Consider the following 18,488-nt stretch of genomic DNA (forward strand, 5'->3'; position numbering starts at 1 on the left):
AACAAATACTAGCATCAATTATTATTAAAGTAATAAATAAAAGAATGGGGGAAAAGGTATGAAAAAAAGATTAAGTTTATTTTTAGTTCTTGTACTTATGTTTTCGCTATTGGTAGGTTGTAGTGGTGATAATGGGGAACCAGCAGCAACATCAGAAGGTAGCGAAGGTACTGAAGAAACCGACGGAGTAAAGGATGAAGATATTTATGTAGCTGTAATCAGTAAAGGATTTCAACATGAGTTTTGGCAAACAGTAAAGATGGGTTGCGATAAAGCAGGAGAAGAATTAGGGATTCGTGTAACCTTTGAAGGGCCAGAAGCTAAGGAAAAAGGAATGCCAGTACTAACCTTTGATTCAAGTTTAAAAAGTGATATACCCCTAAGTTTTGTGGCAACTGATAATAAGCAAGTTGGAGCAATAGCCGCTTAAAGGATGGCAGAATTAATAGGAGGAAAAGGTAAAGTAGGCATAATTGCCCATAATGAAGGAACTTCTACTGCAATAGATAGAAGAGATGGATTTATTGAGAAAATGGAGGCAGATTATCCAGATATTGAAATAGTAGGGGTAAGATATAGCGATGGAGATCATCAAAAAGCTTTAAATGAAACAACAGATATGCTTACAAGAACTCCAGACTTAGCTGGAATTTATGCTACAAATGAAGGAGCTGTAGTTGGAACAGCAACTGCAGTACAGGAAAACAACAAAGCTGGAGAATTAGTACTAATCGGTGTAGATAGCTCTGAAGCAGAAATCAACTTCTTAAAGGATGGAGTTATAACAGGATTTGTTGTACAAAATCCATATAATATGGGATATCTTGGAGTTAAAGCAACTTATGATGCCATTAAAGGAAAAAGTATTGAATCCAGAATTGATACAGGAGCTACTTATATAGATTTAAATAATTTAGAAGATGAAGATATTCAAAAATTATTGTATCCTTTAGGAAAATAGTAAAAATAATAAGGGCAGACATATCTGTCCTTATTTTAATATTGAACTTTAAGTATATTATGTGAGGTGATTAATTTGGATAGATATTCAATAGGTGTGGATTTTGGCACATTATCAGGTAGGGCTGTATTGGTAAATGTTAATACAGGTGAAGAGGTGGCATATAGCGTATACGAATATCCCCATCAAGTTATGGATAATCAACTGCCTTCAGGTAAAAAGCTTCCTCATGATTGGGCATTGCAACATCCCCAAGATTATCTAGATGTATTATCCAATACAATACCATCCCTCTTAAAGAAAACCAATATTAGTCCAGACAAGGTGATTGGGTTAGGGATAGATTTTACAGCCTGTACAGTAATACCCATTAAAAAGGATGGTACCCCTTTGTGTTTTATAGACAAGTATAAAGATAGGCCCCATGCCTATGTAAAGCTGTGGAAACACCATGCAGCTCAAGATTTAGCAAACCAATTGAATAGTATAGGAAAAGAAATAAGAAGTTCCTGTATGGCAGGATATAAGGCCATTTGGCATAAGGAAAAGGGCTATCCAAATAAGGAGTTCTTCAAGGCCTTAGATGAAGGATTGGAAAATGTAATAGAAGAAAAATTGTCTAAAGACATAGTTTCTATTGGAGAAAAAGCAGGGGAGATTACAGAATATGGCGCTAAGTTAACAGGATTAAATATAGGGACGGCAGTAGCGGTACCTATTATAGATGCCCATGCCTTTGCTCCAGCTGTTAAACTATATGAACCGGGAAAAATGCTTGCTATTATTGGAACCTCATCTTGTCATATAGTCTTAAGTAAAGAGGAGAAAAAGGTTCCAGGAATATGTGGAGTAGTAGAAGATGGAGTTATACCTGGCTATTTTGGATATGAAGCAGGACAACCTGGGGTAGGAGATAGTTTTGCCTGGTTTGTAGATAATTGCGTGTCAGCTGAATATATTGAAAGAGCCAAGGAAGAAGGATTAGATATACATCAATATTTAGGGGAAAAGGCGGAAAGGTTAAAGGCTGGCGAAAGTGGATTATTGGCTCTAGACTGGTGGAATGGAAATAGGTCTGTATTAGTAGATGTAGATTTATCTGGATTAATAATAGGCATGGACCTTCAAACAAAACCAGAGGAAATATATCGGGCTTTAATAGAATCTACAGCCTTTGGTACAAGGGTTATAGTGGAAGCGTTTAATGAAAATGGGATACCTGTGGAAGAATTTTATGCTTCAGGTGGAATACCTAAAAAGAATCCACTTATGATGCAAATATATGCAGATGTACTAAATATTCCTGTGCGTATAGCGGGAACTGACCAAGGTGGAGCCCTAGGTTCTGCAATATTTGGTGCAGTGGCAGCAGGAAAGGACAAAGGTGGATATGATAGCGTTACCGAAGCGTCTAAAATTATGGGAAAAGTGGACGAAACTATCTATAGGCCCATTAAGGAGAATGTAGAGATCTATAATATATTATTTGAAGAATATAGGAAACTCTATGATTATTTTGGGCAAGGGGGAAACAATATAATGAAAAGATTGAAAAATATTAAAAAGAATGTAGATACTCTATAAATAATACCATTAAACGCCATGATTTTTCCTTTAGTTTAATATTCTTTTTCGAAAAATAGAGGATTTTACTATATTTTGTCGAATATGATAATGTTAAACTATTATTCTAAGTAATATTATTGCAAAGGAGCTGGTAATTAGTGGTACCAAAATTCAAAAAAATAAAATTCCCATTATTTAAAAAGAAACCCAAAGGAAAAAATACTAAGGATTCAACTAAAATCAACAGTATAAGCAAAAAGATGGGTATATCTATTACTGCTATCCTTATATCCTTAACCCTTGTAGTGGGTCTTATTTCATACTTTATTGCTAAAGAAGAGTTAATAGAATCTACTAATGAATTATTGCTTCATAAAGCAATAGATTCAGCCACAATTGTAGATGAACAAATAAAAAGCTATACTTTGTCCATTGAGACTTTAGGAAATTTAAATGTTATAGCAGATCCCGATATTTCTAAGAAAGAGAAATTTGATATATTAAAATCGGAAAAATCTAGGTTGAAACTCTATGGCATTGGATTGGCCGATATGGAAGGGGATATGGTGCTAGATTATGGTACTAATAGGAATATTCAAGGGAAGGAGTTCTTTGAAAAAGCTAAATCTGGTCATACTTATTTTTCCGAGCCAATGAGGAATGATATTACGGGATATAATGAAATAGTCATATCTGCACCTTTAAAATATAATGAAGATATTGTAGGTGTTATAATAGGATTTAAAGATGCTAAGGACTTTTATAGCATTGCAGAAAATATCGTTATTGGGGAAAATGGCCTATTCATTACAAGTGGTTATAGATAATATGAGGAACTTTGCCAAAGAAATGAGGGATTCTTCCCATCAAGTAGCAGCTTCCTCAGAGGAATTGGCAGCTATTTCTGAAGAATCTACTGCAGCAGCTACAAATATTGCAGAAAACTCAAATGAAATCGCGGAAAGTTCAAACTTACAGCTAGAGGAAATACTAAAGGTAGCCTCTTCAATAAGAGAAATATCAACACAAATAGACTATGTATCTACGCAAACTGATAATGCAGAAAATTATAGCAGAAATGTATTTGAGAAAACTGAACTAGGTAAAGAAAAAATAGAAGAGGTAATTACCCAGATGGATAATATTGAAAATAGTACTTCTAGTGTGAAATCATCATTAAACCATATTAATGCTAGTTCTAATAAAATGAATCAAATGTTAGAAATTATAGAAAATATTGCAGAGGAAACTCAAAAATCCACTGAAGAAATAAACTCTCTCATTAAGAATAACAATTTATTAATAGAAGAAGCCAATAATAAAATGGATTTGAATAATCAGGAAGTAGAACTTGGAGTTAGCAGGGTAAATGAAACTAAGGAAACTTTTGATGAAATTGCAAATTCTATCCTTCAAGTAACGGTAGGTATAAATGAAGTTGTTGCAGCTATAAAAAATGTGGAAAACTATATGGATTCCTTAATGAATTCATCAAATTCCATAGAAAATATGAGTAAAAATATAGCCGCCCAAATCCAAAATTCCTCTGCCGCTTCAGAAGAACAGATGGCATCTATGGAAGAGATTACTTCTTCTACAGAAAGCCTTGCAACATTGGCAGAAGAGTTACAATTGATGATTGGGAATATAAAATTATAAGCAGTAATTAATAAGTTCCTTTTTCGGTGCCAGGCACCAAAAAAGGAACTTATTGTTTTTATAACACCAATGCTGCTATTGTTCCAAATATTAGTAATGGTATATTATAATGGATAAATGTAGGTATAACTGTATCACGAATATGGTCATGTTGTCCGTCTACATTTAATCCTGCTGTTGGTCCTAAAGTACTATCGGAGGCAGGGGAACCTGCATCTCCAAGGGCGCCTGCAGTACCAACTAATGCAATGGTGGCAGCAGGGCTAAAGCCTAAGGTCATACATAGAGGAACATATATGGCTGCAATTATTGGTACTGTACCAAAGGAAGTTCCAATACCCATGGTGATTATAAGGCCAATTAATAGCATTAGGAAGGCAGCCACTAGCTTACTTCCAGCCATTAATCCGGCAGCACCTTCTACTAAGGTTTCAACTCCACCAGTAGCCCTTATAACGGCACCATAACCAGAGGCTACTAACATTACGAAAGCAATGAATCCCATCATTCCTATACCACTATCTATCAAATTATCAATTTCATTGAATTTAAAGGAACCGAAAGCTAACATTATAAATATGGCTGCTAGTATACCCAATGGTAAAGAGTCAGTCAGTATCTGTATGACTAAGGCTATTACTGCTCCTACTAAAGCTCCTATTTCTCCCTTGGTCATTGGTGTATTTTCTTCCCTGGTGGCAGCAACCTCTCCAATACTGATGGATTCATATTCTCTTGGTTTCCTATAGGTAATTAATATAGCAATAAATAATCCTACAATCATACCAATTCCAGGTAAAAGCATGGATTTCCATACCATACCGAGCTCTATATCCATACCATTATCTACAATTGCACTAGTTATAATATCGTGAAATATCCATCCAAAACCTACTGGAAGCATAACATAGGGTGCTTTTAAACCAAAAGTTAAGGCACAAGCAACGGCACGTCTGTCGATTTTTAAATCATTCATTACACCAATTAATGGTGGAATTAATATTGGAATAAAGGCAATATGAACTGGTACTAGATTTTGTGAAAAACAAGATATAATAGCAATTAGAAATACAAACATGGTTTTCATGTCTTTCATAGATTCAGATAAGCTTCGCGCTAATCTATCAGCAGCTCCAGTTTTATTAATAGCGGTAGCCAATGCACCTAATAGAATATAGCTTAAAGCCGTTTGGGCATTGCCTCCCATGCCTCCAATGAGAGTAGTCATAGTATCTGTAAATCCCATACCAGCAATTAATCCACCTGAAAGGGCTGCTAAAAGTAAGGCAAGGAGCACATTCAATTTAAATAGACATAAAACAATTAATATTAAAACCGATACAATAACTGGGTTAAACATTAAATCACCTCTCTTTTAAATTTTACAATAATTTACCTAATCCCTTTTCTACTGCATTTAATATAGTATTGTCTTCTATCAATATTGCGCAAGTATTAATATCTACATTCATAATCCTATCATCGTATAGCCTATCTACCTTTTCACGGATTGCTTCATAGGCTATTTTAGTACCTTCCCCCAATTTTTTAGGTTCATCAAAGTCGATGGCTTGGGCTGCTGCATATAATTCGATGGCTAATACTCTGGTAGTATTATATAGTATTTCTTTGGCTTTTCTAGCAGCTATAGTTCCCATGCTTACATGGTCTTCTTGGTTAGCTGAAGATGGTATAGAATCTACACTGGCAGGATGGGCTAATACCTTATTTTCAGAAACTAAGGCTGCCGCAGTATATTGGGGAATCATAAAACCAGAGTTTAATCCTCCTTTTTCAGTCAAGAATCCAGGTAGACCGCTAAGTTGAGGATTTACTAATCTTTCTATCCGTCTTTCTGAAGAGTTGGCTAATTCGGATAAGGCTATTCCTAAAAAGTCGAAGGCTAATGCCATTGGTTGTCCATGAAAATTACCTCCAGAGATTACCTTTTTGTCGTCGGCAAAAATTAATGGATTATCCGTTACCGAATTGAGTTCAATATTTATTTTTTCTATTACATAGTTTATAGCATCTCTGCTAGCTCCGTGGATTTGTGGGATACATCTTAGAGTGTAGGCATCTTGTACCCTGATTTCTCCTTGTTTAGATGTGAGTTGACTTGATTTGGTAAGATTTAATAAGTTTTTAGCACAGTCTATTTGGCCTTTGTGAGGTCTAATAGTGTGAACTCTTTCATCATAGGCGTCTATTATGCCATTTAGAGCTTCTATGGTTAAAGCGGCGGATATATCGGCTATCTTCGTTAGATTTAGAGCATCGTAAGCTGCTAATCCACCTATGGCTGTCATGACTGGAGTTCCATTTATTAATGCTAATCCTTCCTTTGAGGTTAGTTGAATAGTTGGGATACCAGCTTTTTCCATAGCTTCTTTTCCTGACATTCTTATCCCTTGGTAATAGGCTTCCCCTTCTCCTAACATTACCAATACCATATGGGCTAATGGGGCTAAATCGCCGCTGGCACCTAAGGATCCTTTTTCCGGTATTACTGGATGGACTCCTTTATTGAGCATCTCCATTAGAACATTGATGGTTTCTAATCGGATGCCCGAATATCCTTTGACTAAAGTGTTGATCCTTAAAAGCATTGTACCTCGGACATCTTCTTCTGCCAAAGGCTTACCTACGCCACAGGCATGACTCCTAATCAAATTAGTCTGTAGGGTTTCAGTGTCTTCTTTGGAAATGGTTACATCGCTAAATTTTCCAAAACCTGTGGTTATTCCATAGACAACTTCCTCATTTTCAACAAATTCGTCTACTAGGGCTCTAGATTTTTTTATCTTAGAAATGGCTTCTTCAGATAATTGGACCTTTGCATTATGTCTTGCCACATCTACCAAATCCTTAAGGGTTAAGCTATTTCCGTCAATATAGATGGTATGCAAAAAACCCCTCCCTTCTTAAATTTTGGTACTAATCACTATAATCTATTGCTCACAGTGATTAGTTAGAACTTTACTGTGATATTACAGTAAATATTTGCGTTTATATAATGTTATCAGAATATTAAGTTTTCGTCAATTGTCAAAATATGATATAATTAGGTAACTAATAGATATAAGGGGATGGTTACCATGAAATTGCGTTTTGTCAAGGTAAACCCAGTGGAAAATATGACTCTATTTGTGTTGGATCCAGTACCTAGGGAAGAACAGATGAATGTAGCAAATAAATTAATGAAATATAGTAATATCCATGGGGAACAGGTAGGTTTTATTGAAAGAGAAGGTTCTTATATAAGGCTCCAGATGATGGGGGGAGAATTTTGTGGAAATGCTAGCAGGTCTTTGGCTGCCTGGATGGTCTATAATGAATATCCGACTGTAGAAAGAATGGATGAAGGCTATAAGGTTAAATTAAAGGTATCAGGAGTGGAGGGAATTATAGAATGTGTAGTTCTACCCACTGATAAAAGGAATAGTTTTTGGTCCACGGTTCATATGCCATTGCCTTTAGCTGTTGAGGAAAATTCTATTGAATACGGAGGTAGTTTGGTTAAAACTATTAGGGTGGATTTTCCAGGCATAACCCATTTTATTGTTGATGGAAAGGGTATAGAGGATAAAGAGAAATTTTATAATAAATTGAAATGGGAAATGGACCAGGATGAATATGAAGCCTTTGGGATCATGTATTACGATTATGAGAAGAACTTTTTAACCCCTTTAGTATATGTAAAGGCAACGGATAGCCTTTATTGGGAGAGGAGTTGTGCTTCTGGAACTTCTGCCTTGGGCGCGGCCTTAGCCTTTGAAAAGAATACTCCACTAAGTAAGAATGTTTCCCAACCAGGAAGAAACTTAGAGGTTTTAGTAGATTGGACAAAAGATAGCCTATCCAATATTGGATTAAAAGGGTTGGTAGATATAGTAGCCGAGGGAACAGTATATATTTAAAGTTTATATTACAGAATTATTACAAATAAGTTTCATTTTTGGTGCCTGGCACCGAAAATGAAACTTATTTTATTTGTATAGATTTTACATATGTTTATAATTCCTATGATATTATAATATAATAGGAAAATTTTGCTTTTCAATATATAAGGGGTGGTAAATGTGAATAAAATTGTACTAAAAGGGGATATAGTTTTTACTCCAGATAAGGACAATTTTAAGACCTATAAAAATTCCTATTTAGTGGCAGAAGAAGGGAAGGTAATAGGAATATATAGGAAGTTGAAGGAGGAATTTAAGTCTTATCCTATTAAGGACTTTACAGAAAAGTTAATAATCCCAGGGTTTGTTGATATACATCTCCATGCCCCTCAGTATCCTAATCGAGGATTAGGATATGATGAGGAATTAATACCTTGGTTGGATACCTATACCTTTCCTGAAGAGGCTAAGTATGATGATTTAGATTATGCTAAAAAAGTTTATAAAAGAGTAGTTAAGGACTTATGGAGACATGGAACTACTAGTGCCATAGTCTATAGTAGTATTTATAAGGAGAGTACTAAACTTTTAATGGAACTGTTTATCGAAGCAAATTTAAGAGCCTATATAGGAAAGGTAAATATGGATAGAAATACATCAGATAAGCTTAAAGAAGATACGGAAAAATCCCTATTGGATACAGAGGAGATTATATTAGAGTATAAGGACAGATCAACTTTAGTAAAACCTATAATTACTCCAAGGTTTGTACCTACTTGTACAAGCGATCTTATGGAAGGGTTAGGGAATTTAGCCATGAAATATGGTATTCCAGTCCAATCCCATTTAAGTGAGAATAGGCAGGAGGTGGAGTGGGTCAATAGACTTCATCCAGATTTAAAGGATTATGCTTCTGTCTATAATGAATATAATCTATTTGGTCAGACTAAGACCATAATGGCCCATTGTATATATAATACTCAGGAGGAAATGGATTTAATGGCAAAAAATCAAGTCTTTGCCGCCCATTGTCCTTATTCCAATTATAATCTTTCCAGTGGAATAATGCCAGTAAGGAAATTTTTAGATAGGGGAATTCCAGTAGGTTTAGGTTCCGATATATCTGGTGGTCATAATCTAAGTATCCCAAATATAATGGTGGGGGCTATACAGGCTTCTAAGATGAAATGGCTACATACTAATAAGGGATTAAAACCTTTAACCAGTTCCGAAGCCTTCTTCTTAGGAACTAAAGGAGGAGGTAGTTTCTTCGGAAAGGTAGGCAGTTTTGAAGAAGGATACGCTTTGGATGCATTGATAATAGACGATTCTACCCTAGGGGATACAGAAGGATTATCCTTAGAAGAAAGGGTCCAAAGATTCATATATATTGGTGATGATAGGAATATTGTAGAAATATATGTTGAAGGTAAAAAGGTCGATGAACCCATGTAGACAGAATATTCTGACTGTGATATAATTTCAAAAAAGGGTGGATGAGGGGTAGATAAATTATGTCTAGACAAAATGGTATTAGCGTGGAAGATATGTTGAATTTAGAGGTGATGGGAGATTGCAATATGATTGCTGGGTTTAAAGGTGTTAAGAATACCATAGCCAGGGTTAATATTATGGCAGACCCAGATATATTTGATTGGGTTCAGGAAGGGGAGTTTTTATTGACTACAGCCTATTTTTTTGAAAAGGATAATGTAGAGGCTCAAAAGAAACTGATTAAGAATGCCTCTGATAAAAAGTTGGCTGGTATTGGCATTAAAGTTTCCCCTTATTTGGATGCCCTTTCCGGGGAAGTCCTTAGTTTAGCAGAGGAGTTGAATTTTCCCTTAATCGATATTCATTATTCTATTCCTCTGTCGGATATTATGATGTCTATTTTTAAAGAGATATTTAATAAACAGGCTTCCCTATTGGAGAGAATAGAAAAGGTCCATGAACGGTTCATGGAGGTAATGTTGGAAGGCAAGGGTATAGGAGAGGTTATCCAGGTCATTCATGAAAATATAAAGAATCCAGTAGTATTGAATCTAAAATTCTCTAATCAAAGATTTAGTCAGCTAAAGGGTCTAGATGATAGTACAAAGGATGAACTTTTGCAGGATATGAAAGGGTTTTATGAATCTAATGATGGTAGGAGTAAGTTAAAAAGGTTAGATGAGGATAAGGTTCTTGTTAAAGGAAAATTTGTCAAAAGGATGGTTATGCCCATAGTATTAAAGGATAATGTCTATGGGCATATATTTACTTGGTCTACTACTACGCCTTTGGGAGGCTTTGATCTATCCATTATTGAATCGGCTTCCACTACAATAGCTTTAGCAGTATTGCAAGAATTATCTATTAAGGAAGTGGAAATTAGATATAGATCGGAGTTTTTTGAGGATTTAATATCCGTAGATATTAAGAGAAAGAAAAAGGCTTTAGATAGGGCCCATTTTTTCAACTTAAAACCCAATGATTATTATGTAATAGAGGTAATGAGTTTTAAATTGAAATTTGAGGAGGAAGAAGATGACGAGTACTTCTTTGAATATTTAAAGGATTATGCTAATACTACGGTAATGGTGGCAGAGGATATAATGGGCTATTTAGGTTTAAGTGGAATAGTTTCTACTAAATTAAATGGAATTCAAATACTATTGGGATTTGAGGAACCTTTTAATATTAACAGCAGGTTGGAAGATTTTAACCAAAGGTTATATAGGGTATTAGAGGAAAAGTTTAAAAATATGGAAATAAGAATAGGAGTAGGAAGAGTTTATAAGGGTTTGGAGAAAGTAAACAAAAGTTTCTCCGATGCATTAAAGACTATAAGGACGGGGAAGGTACTTACTGATAAAGAGGTAGTCACCTTTAATGAGCTAGGAATATTTAAAATATTATGCCAAGATTTTTTAACAGACGAATTGGAGGATTTCTACAATACTACCTTAAAACCCTTAGTAGAATACGATGAAAAAAAATCTACTGAATTGGTAAAAACTTTAGAAGCCTATTATAAATTTAATGGGAATCTAACTAGAATGTCAGAATATCTCTACACCCATTATAATACCATTTTATACAGAATCAACAGAATAAAAGAGATAACTAAAATGGAACTAGACAATCCTAATGATAGATTGAATTTGGAAATAGCATTAAAGATTAGAGAACTACTATGATGGGACAGGGGGACAGGTAGAACTGTCCCTGTTGTCCTAGGACTACTCTTCTACCAAACCTACTGCTCTTATGGGAGAGCCGGAGCCGTCTCTTATTTTTAATGGTAGGCCAATATATAGAAATCTTTTGTTTACCACCTGGTCTAAATTACATAGGTTTTCCGTATTGGTAATATTGTATTCTCCACATACCAAATGGCCAGAGAATCTGATATCGTCGGGGGTTTGGTCTATGGCTGGAGCATCTACTCCTATATTTACTACTCCTTTTTCGGCTAACCATTTAGCCCCTTCGTAGCTTAATCCTGTATAGTCGGTTTGAAATTTATCCGTTCCATAGGTTCTATTATGATGGCCTGTATATAATAGGACTATATCTCCTTTTTTGATCTCTTGTCCAGATTTCTTTTCAGCTTCTTCTAAATCCTTTGGCTCTATGTAGTCTGGATATCTAATATGGCTTAAATCAATACAGATGGCACTACCCCAAAAATATTCTAAAGGCATTTTATCAATGGTAGGGCCTCCTGGTTTGAATTCAGAAACTCCATCGCTATGGGTGCCACAATGTTCAGATATAAGGAGATTTCTAGCAGAGAAACCAACAGTAGGGCTCCCAGTCATTTCCATATTTTCTTCATGGCTCATATTGGTCATAATAAAGGTTTTCTGATGCATTGGGAAAACGGACATGCCTTGGAAGATCTCCTGGGATAGATCGATTAATTTTAATCCCATAATTATTCCCCTTTCATTAATTCTATTCTTATACTTTAATTATAACTATCCTAAAGGGAAGTTCTTTATATAAAACCCACAAAAGTATTAGATGAGTTTCACAAAACCCTTTGATGGATTAATTTAATATGGGGATTTTTTTATAGGATATTAACAAAGTCTATTTCCAAATATTATGCTATTATGTTTGAAATGGATTTCCATAATATAAAAGGGGGTTTTAAAATGTATCAAGTTATAGTAAAGAACGCTAGAATCCCACAAGGAGATGAAACAGTACTAACCAATATATTGATTAAAGATGAGAGGATTGCAGGATTTGTAGATGGGATTGATGGTATAGAGGCTGAAGAAATAATCGATGCTGAAGGTCATTTAACTTTACCTGGATGTATAGATTCCCATACCCATTTCATGGATCCAGGGTTTACCCATAGAGAGAATTTCCTAACGGGAACTTCTTCAGCAGCAGCAGGTGGTTTAACTACTATTGTTGACATGCCTTGTTGCTCCGTTCCTTCAGTAAGATCTATTCCTGAGCTAGAAAATAAATTGGAGAAAATTAAGGATAAGGCTATAATCGATTATGGTTTTTGGGGTGGGGTTACGGGGGAAGATGTAAGGGAAGGCTGGCTTCATAATGTTAAAGAACAAGCAGATTATGGAGTAATTGGTTTTAAAGTATATATGACTCCTTCAGTACCTACCTATCCAAGAGTTACAGATCCAGAAATGTATGAAGCCTTTAAAGCAGTGGCAGAGACGGGACTTCCTATTGGTATCCATGCTGAGAATTTTGCCATATGTGATTATTTTGTGAAAAAGTTTCAAAAAGAAGGAAGAATGGATGGACCAGCTTGGGCTGAGGCTAGAATGGAACTAGCAGAAAAAGTTGCAATCCAATTGGGAATAAGTTTTGCTGAAGATACGGGGGCAAGACTTCATATTGTCCATATGAGTACAGGAATAGGGGCTAAGTTGGTTAAGGAGGCCAAATTAAGAGGGTTAGATGTGACTAGTGAAACCTGTCCTCATTATCTAACTTTAAACTACGAAGAAGCTATGAGTGAATATGGTGCCTTTGCTAAGATTGCACCACCTTTAAGGACTAAAAGGGATAATAAAGAATTATGGGAAGGGCTAAGGGATGGTAGTGTAGATTTTATCGCCACAGACCACGCTCCATATCATATAGAAGATGAAAAGGCTAAAAAAGGTATGAATATATGGACAGCATTCCCAGGAATACCTGGAGTTGAGACTATGGTACCTATTATAGTTAGTGAAGGGTATAACAAGGGAAGGATTTCCCTATCAAAAATGGTAGAAATACTTAGTACCAATGCAGCTATCCACTATGGATTATATCCAAAGAAAGGTAGCTTGAATATTGGCGCTGATGCAGATTTAACCATTATAGATTTAGATAAGGAATGGGCAATAGATCAGGAAAAAACCTACAGTATGGCTAAATATAATCCTTTACATGGATTGAAATTAAAAGGAAAAGTAGCCAAGACTGTAGTTAGAGGTAAGGTAGTATTTGATGAGAAGGAAGGAATTACAGTAAAAGAAGGCTATGGTCAATTTGTAAAAAGACAGAGTATACAAAAATTAGATAAAAAGATTAAATTTTGAGGGGGATTATAATGACAAGGCATGCTATTTTAGTTATAGATATGTTAAATGATTTTGCCAATGAAAAGGGAGCTTTATATTGTCCTGGAGCTGCTAGGATAACTAAAAACCTTCAAGAATTATTGAAATGGGCAAGAGATAGGAAAGCTGAAGGAAAAGATGATGTTCAAATAGTTCATATCCAAGAAGCCCATAGGGAAGATGATGCAGATTTTAGAGTTAGACCTCGTCATGCAGTTAGAGGAACCTGGGGTTCAGATTTTATAGAAGAATTATATCCAGAAAGAGGAGAATATATTGTACCTAAGAGAAGACATAGCGGCTTTGCTTATACGGATTTAGACCTATATTTAAGGGAGGAGGGCATAGATACAGTAGTGGTAACAGGGGTATGGACTAATGTATGTGTAAGGAGTACAGCTACCGATGCTCTAGCTAGGGCCTATAAGGTTATTACATTAAGTGATGGATGCGATTCTAAGACGGAAGAGATGCATGAATACGGGTTGAAGGATTTAAGTATCTTTAGCAAGGTGATGACCATAGATGAATATATAGACGCCTGGCAAAAAGGCCTAGACCCATGGGAAGGCGGCGGAGATCCAGAGAATAAGGTGGAATAAACAATTTCAGAAAGGCGTGGAGTTAGTATGAAAATAGTGGTTGGAATATCTGGGGGAAGTGGTTCTATTTATGCAGTATCCCTTTTAAAGGCCCTTCAACAATTGGATATAGAAACCCATCTAGTGGTGACTACTATGGGAGGATATGTGACGGAACATGAATGTGGAATAGGTTTAGAGGAATTAAAAGGTATGGCTACCTATTTTCATGATAATAAAAATTTTGCTGCTCCAATAGCCAGTGGGTCTTTTAAGGTAGATGGAATGGTGGTAATTCCTTGCTCCATGAAAACATTGTCCTCCGTTGCTAATGGGTTTTCCGATAGTCTACTTACTAGGGCATGTGATGTGACTATTAAGGAGAAAAGGAAGATGGTATTGGTACCAAGGGAGACTCCCCTAAGCCCTATACATTTAGAAAATATGCTGAAATTGTCTAAAATAGGGGTTACCATTTTTCCCCCTAGTCCTGGCTTTTATAATCATCCGGAATCCATTGAGGATATAGTCTTAAATATGACAGGAAGAATATTGGATATGTTGGGTATAGATAATAATTTGGTAAATAGGTGGAAGGGTCAGTAGAAGGGAGGGGATTTGTTGGAGAGGCAAATGCTTAGATATACCTTAGAAGAATTGAGAAGTATGGGAGAGCTTTTAGTATGTGATAGGGAAGTAAATTCAGAATATGAATTAGGGGCAGTTTTAAAATATTTTAGGAATAAAAGGCCTATTCTATTCAATAAGGTTAAAGGAAGCACCCTTAAGGGTGCAGGAGGTCTTTATGGAAATAGAGAAATACTATATAAGCTGCTACATATAAATCATGAGAACCGATTGTTTAAATTTATGGATGCTATTGCTAACCCTAAATCCTATAAAGTAGTAGATGGAGGCCCAGTAAAGGAGAATATAATACGAAGAAACATTGATTTACCTAAAATATTCCCTATTCCTAAATTTCAACAAAAGGATTCTTCTAGTTTTATTACTGCAGGGGTGTTGGTGGTAAAGGATCCAGAGACGGGTAAATATTTTACCTCTATTAGGAGATTCCAAGTAAACGGAAGGAACCAGCTTTCAGCTCTTATAGCTTCCTCAAAACTTACTGGGGATTTTCTAAAACTAGAAAAGGAAAATAAGCCTTTGGAAGTAGCCATAGTTCTTGGTTATGATGCTCTCTTTTTAATGGCTAGTCAAATAAGTTCTGCTACTTATGGAGTAGATAAATACCAGATAGATAGTGCCTTAAGGGGAGAACCATTAGAATTAGTACCTTGTGAAACTGTAGATTTACTGGTGCCAGCCTATTGTGAAATAGTACTAGAGGGTAGGATAGTTCCAGGAAAGAGGGAAATGGAAGGTCCCTTTGGAGAATTAATGGGCTATTATGGCGGGGTAGCACCTCATCCAATTATTGAAGTAGATGCTATTATGCATAGGGATGACCCTATATTTCAAATTGCATTTCCTTGTAGAGAGGAGCATCTTTCTAACGGCCTTATAAGGGAAGTGGAATTATATAACCAATTAAAAAATCAGGTTAATGTAATAGATGTAAACGTTACAGAAGGAGGAGGCTATAGGTTTAATGCTTTTGCTTCCATAGATAAACAGAAGGAGGGCGACGGGAAATCGGCTATTATAGCAGCTTTAGGTTCTAATAAGGATTTAAAACAGGTGGTAATCGTAGATGGAGATGTGGATATATTTGATCTTCAGGATATAGAATGGGCTATTACTACTAGGACTCAAGGCAGTCAGGATTTTGTAGTTATACCAGGAGCCTTAGGTTCATCCTTAGAACCTTCCCACCATTTGAGAGGAATAACGGATAAGGTAGGAATTGATGCTACTAAACCTTTAGGAGAGAAGGCCATTGAGTTTGAAAGGGCTATAATCCCAGGGCATGAAAATATAGATATTAGTAGGTATTTCCCAAATATTGTATAGAGAAGGTGAGGTAATATGAAGGAAGCTATAGGGATGGTAGAAACTAGATCTTTGGTAGGAGCCATCCAGGCTGCAGATGCAATGGTTAAAGCTGCCAATGTTAAGGTTTTGGATTTTCAGTTTGTAGGTTCTGGACTAGTGGCAGTTACCGTTACAGGAGATGTGGCTGCAGTGAAGGCAGCTGTTGAATCTGGTGAAGAAGAAGCAGCTAAGGTAGCAGAAGTCATCTCCACTAATGTAATACCAAGGCCTCATGATGAAGTGGATAAAATATTTTAGCATGGTGGTGAAATATTATGGTCAATCCATTGGCGAGAGTGGTTATGAATAATGTGATAAAAAAGACTGATGATTTTAGGCCTTATGTTGATGAAAATAAGGTGGCCAATCTAACGAGTAAAGAAGAAAAGCTATTAATGGATATTGTAAATAGAGATAAACAGGTTAAAAACTATGGCGGAAAACCAAATATGATTACCTTAGATGAAGCAGTAAAAAGAATAAAAGAGAGCCGTTAATAAAGGAGGTTTTAAGGAATGGAAAAAGCTGTAGGACTTATTGAAGCATTAGGCCTTACTACTGCCGTTTCTGCATTAGACGCAGCTAGTAAAGCAGCAGATATAACCTTAATAGGGTTAGAGAAGGTAATCGGAGTAGGCAAGGCAGTTGGTGTAAATATTCAAATTGCAGGGGAAGTAGCAGCGGTAAAGGCGGCAGTAGAGGCAGGGGTGGAGGCAGGTAATAGGGTAGGGACTATAATTGCCAGCCATGTAATACCAAGGCCTCATGATGAGGTAGATAAATTAATTGAAAGATTTACCGAAAATTTGAAAGAGAATAAAGCTAAAGGGGAAAGAAAGGAAGAAGTGAAAACTAAAAATGAAAAATCAAATAAGGAGGAATAAGCATGAGTCAAGCTTTAGGTTTAGTTGAAACAAAAGGATTGGTAGGTTCAATAGAGGCAGCAGATGCTATGGTAAAGGCTGCTAATGTAACTTTAGTTGCTTATGAAAAGATAGGTTTTGGTCTTGTTACCGTAATGGTAAGGGGAGATGTAGGAGCAGTTAAGGCAGCTGTAGATGCAGGAGCAGAGGCAGCTAGGGCTGTAGGAGAACTCCATTCTGTCCACGTAATACCAAGACCTCACTCAGAAGTCGAGAGAGTTATTTTAAAACAATTTGAATAATCCCATTGGGGTGTATTAAATGGTTAAAAATAAAATAACTTTAAATATTTTGGCAGATATAACTAAAAAAATTGGAAAAGTAGATTCTACCCCATCAGATAATAGAATTTTAGTAGTTTTTACCGGTTCTAATATTGAATTAGATGAAAGAATAGAAGAATTAAAGCAATTAAAGGGAAAGGGTATGGATTTTTCACTGGCTTTCTCTTTTATGGGGGAAAGGATTTTAAATGTAGAAAGTATAATCAATTCTTTAAATCCTATAGAAATATATAGGGAAGAAGATATATTTCAATTAGAGAAAATAGTAGAAAAACATTCCTCTATTATTGGACCAAATATTACCATGAATACTCTATCTAAGGTGTCTTTAGGTATGATAGATAGTTTCGCACCTAATATTATTTGGACTTTCCTATATAAGGGGAAGCCAGCATATTTAGACTTTACTTCTACAAGAAACTATTTAGGAGCTCCATCGAAGAATAAGGAAATAAAAGATATTATAGAAAATTATATTGATAAATTAAAAAGGATGGGAGCAATGGAAATAAAGACAGGAAGTTATGGGGTGCAAATACTGAAGGACCAGGACTTTACTATTCAAAAGGGGGAAAATGGTTTTAATAAGGTAATTACTGAAAGGGATTTGATTAACTATAACTTAAGGGAGTCATTAATACTGCCAAAGGGTACAATAATTACCCCTTTGGCAAAGGATAGGGCTAAGGAATTAGGGATTAAAATAGAAATAGAAAAATAGAGGGAGGGGACAAAATGTATTTAGGCAAGGTAATTGGAACTATAGTGGCAACAAGGAAGGACGAAAATTTAATTGGTTCAAAACTTATGATTACCCAACCTCTAAATATGGAGTTAGAACCAATAGGTGAACCATTAATTGCCGTAGATACAGTAGGAGCAGGAATAGGAGAATTAGTAATCTTCACCAAAGGGACTGCAGCAAGAATAGCAGCCAGAAAAATGGATGCCCCTATAGATATTTCCATAGTAGGAATAGTAGACCAGTTGACAATTGACCATTGGGACAACAGGGACGGTTCCTAATGTCCCCAAAAT

At 35.8% G+C, this 18,488-nt stretch carries 21 protein-coding genes; 18 read left to right on the forward strand and 3 right to left on the reverse strand.

Annotated elements, in window-relative coordinates; all coding sequences use genetic code 11:
* Nucleotides 1–58 precede the first annotated feature (58 nt).
* The 5 genes from CUL_RS19420 to CUL_RS0104445 all read left to right on the forward strand — a co-directional run bounded on the left by CUL_RS19420 (nucleotide 59) and on the right by CUL_RS0104445 (nucleotide 4,186).
* Complete coding sequence (locus CUL_RS19420) at nucleotides 59–430, forward strand: type 1 periplasmic-binding domain-containing protein (RefSeq protein WP_051403498.1); 372 nt, start codon at nucleotides 59–61, stop codon at nucleotides 428–430.
* A gap of 3 nt (nucleotides 431–433) precedes the next feature.
* Nucleotides 434–961 carry a substrate-binding domain-containing protein gene (locus CUL_RS17900; protein WP_051403499.1) on the forward strand — a complete coding sequence of 176 codons (528 nt, stop codon included), beginning with the start codon at nucleotides 434–436 and terminating at the stop codon, nucleotides 959–961.
* Between the two features lie 75 nt (nucleotides 962–1,036).
* Complete coding sequence (locus CUL_RS0104435) at nucleotides 1,037–2,545, forward strand: ribulokinase (protein ID WP_025640624.1); 1,509 nt, start codon at nucleotides 1,037–1,039, stop codon at nucleotides 2,543–2,545.
* Nucleotides 2,546–2,685: 140 nt separating this feature from the next.
* Nucleotides 2,686–3,354: a PDC sensor domain-containing protein gene (locus tag CUL_RS0104440; RefSeq protein ID WP_025640625.1), complete on the forward strand. Its 669-nt coding sequence runs from the start codon at nucleotides 2,686–2,688 to the stop codon at nucleotides 3,352–3,354.
* Nucleotides 3,275–4,186, forward strand: coding sequence for a methyl-accepting chemotaxis protein (locus CUL_RS0104445; RefSeq protein WP_081722755.1), 912 nt, complete (start codon nucleotides 3,275–3,277; stop codon nucleotides 4,184–4,186). The genes CUL_RS0104440 and CUL_RS0104445 overlap by 80 nt, the downstream gene beginning before the upstream one ends.
* Nucleotides 4,187–4,244: 58 nt before the next feature.
* On the opposite strand, the gene CUL_RS0104450 is transcribed toward CUL_RS0104445, so the two are convergent.
* Complete coding sequence (locus CUL_RS0104450; protein ID WP_025640627.1) at nucleotides 4,245–5,546, reverse strand: Na+/H+ antiporter family protein; 1,302 nt, start codon at nucleotides 5,544–5,546, stop codon at nucleotides 4,245–4,247.
* Between the two features lie 22 nt (nucleotides 5,547–5,568).
* Entirely contained in the window at nucleotides 5,569–7,095 is a 1,527-nt protein-coding gene (gene hutH / locus CUL_RS0104455) for a histidine ammonia-lyase (RefSeq protein WP_025640628.1), read from the reverse strand.
* Between the two features lie 189 nt (nucleotides 7,096–7,284).
* Between hutH and CUL_RS0104460 the strand changes: the two genes are divergently transcribed.
* From CUL_RS0104460 to CUL_RS0104470, 3 genes are all read left to right on the forward strand, one after another.
* Entirely contained in the window at nucleotides 7,285–8,106 is an 822-nt protein-coding gene (locus CUL_RS0104460; RefSeq protein ID WP_025640629.1) for a histidine racemase CntK family protein, read from the forward strand.
* 162 nt (nucleotides 8,107–8,268) lie between these two features.
* Nucleotides 8,269–9,543, forward strand: a complete 1,275-nt coding sequence (gene guaD, locus CUL_RS0104465) for a guanine deaminase (RefSeq protein WP_025640630.1) — start codon at nucleotides 8,269–8,271, stop codon at nucleotides 9,541–9,543.
* Nucleotides 9,544–9,602: 59 nt separating this feature from the next.
* The gene (locus CUL_RS0104470) at nucleotides 9,603–11,270 is read left to right on the forward strand and encodes a PucR family transcriptional regulator (RefSeq protein ID WP_005588381.1); all 1,668 of its coding nucleotides are present in this window, start codon (nucleotides 9,603–9,605) and stop codon (nucleotides 11,268–11,270) included.
* A gap of 42 nt (nucleotides 11,271–11,312) precedes the next feature.
* On the opposite strand, the gene CUL_RS0104475 is transcribed toward CUL_RS0104470, so the two are convergent.
* Nucleotides 11,313–12,008, reverse strand: a complete 696-nt coding sequence (locus CUL_RS0104475; protein ID WP_005588379.1) for a cyclase family protein — start codon at nucleotides 12,006–12,008, stop codon at nucleotides 11,313–11,315.
* A gap of 225 nt (nucleotides 12,009–12,233) precedes the next feature.
* On the opposite strand from CUL_RS0104475, the gene allB reads away from it, so the two are divergent.
* The 10 genes from allB to CUL_RS0104525 are packed head-to-tail and all read left to right on the forward strand — an operon-like array spanning nucleotide 12,234 to nucleotide 18,476.
* Nucleotides 12,234–13,646: an allantoinase AllB gene (allB, locus tag CUL_RS0104480; protein WP_025640631.1), complete on the forward strand. Its 1,413-nt coding sequence runs from the start codon at nucleotides 12,234–12,236 to the stop codon at nucleotides 13,644–13,646.
* A gap of 11 nt (nucleotides 13,647–13,657) precedes the next feature.
* Nucleotides 13,658–14,269, forward strand: coding sequence for a cysteine hydrolase family protein (locus tag CUL_RS0104485; protein WP_025640632.1), 612 nt, complete (start codon nucleotides 13,658–13,660; stop codon nucleotides 14,267–14,269).
* Between the two features lie 27 nt (nucleotides 14,270–14,296).
* Nucleotides 14,297–14,854, forward strand: a complete 558-nt coding sequence (locus CUL_RS0104490; RefSeq protein ID WP_005588376.1) for a UbiX family flavin prenyltransferase — start codon at nucleotides 14,297–14,299, stop codon at nucleotides 14,852–14,854.
* Between the two features lie 15 nt (nucleotides 14,855–14,869).
* On the forward strand, nucleotides 14,870–16,222 hold the full coding sequence (locus CUL_RS0104495) for a UbiD family decarboxylase (RefSeq protein WP_025640633.1): 1,353 nt from the start codon (nucleotides 14,870–14,872) through the stop codon (nucleotides 16,220–16,222).
* Between the two features lie 15 nt (nucleotides 16,223–16,237).
* A complete protein-coding gene (locus CUL_RS0104500; protein ID WP_005588374.1) occupies nucleotides 16,238–16,501 on the forward strand; it encodes a BMC domain-containing protein in 264 nt (87 codons plus the stop codon).
* 17 nt (nucleotides 16,502–16,518) lie between these two features.
* Entirely contained in the window at nucleotides 16,519–16,740 is a 222-nt protein-coding gene (locus CUL_RS0104505) for a hypothetical protein (RefSeq protein WP_005588373.1), read from the forward strand.
* 18 nt (nucleotides 16,741–16,758) lie between these two features.
* Complete coding sequence (locus tag CUL_RS0104510; RefSeq protein WP_005588372.1) at nucleotides 16,759–17,127, forward strand: BMC domain-containing protein; 369 nt, start codon at nucleotides 16,759–16,761, stop codon at nucleotides 17,125–17,127.
* Nucleotides 17,128–17,129: 2 nt separating this feature from the next.
* Nucleotides 17,130–17,408, forward strand: coding sequence for a BMC domain-containing protein (locus CUL_RS0104515; RefSeq protein ID WP_005588371.1), 279 nt, complete (start codon nucleotides 17,130–17,132; stop codon nucleotides 17,406–17,408).
* Between the two features lie 19 nt (nucleotides 17,409–17,427).
* Nucleotides 17,428–18,171, forward strand: a complete 744-nt coding sequence (locus CUL_RS0104520; RefSeq protein WP_025640634.1) for a flavoprotein — start codon at nucleotides 17,428–17,430, stop codon at nucleotides 18,169–18,171.
* 14 nt (nucleotides 18,172–18,185) lie between these two features.
* Complete coding sequence (locus CUL_RS0104525) at nucleotides 18,186–18,476, forward strand: EutN/CcmL family microcompartment protein (protein ID WP_025640635.1); 291 nt, start codon at nucleotides 18,186–18,188, stop codon at nucleotides 18,474–18,476.
* Nucleotides 18,477–18,488: the final 12 nt, after the last annotated feature.

Origin of the sequence: [Clostridium] ultunense DSM 10521 (assembly GCF_000511955.1) — a bacterium.
Classification (GTDB): Bacteria; Bacillota; Clostridia; order Tissierellales; family Tepidimicrobiaceae; genus Schnuerera; species Schnuerera ultunensis.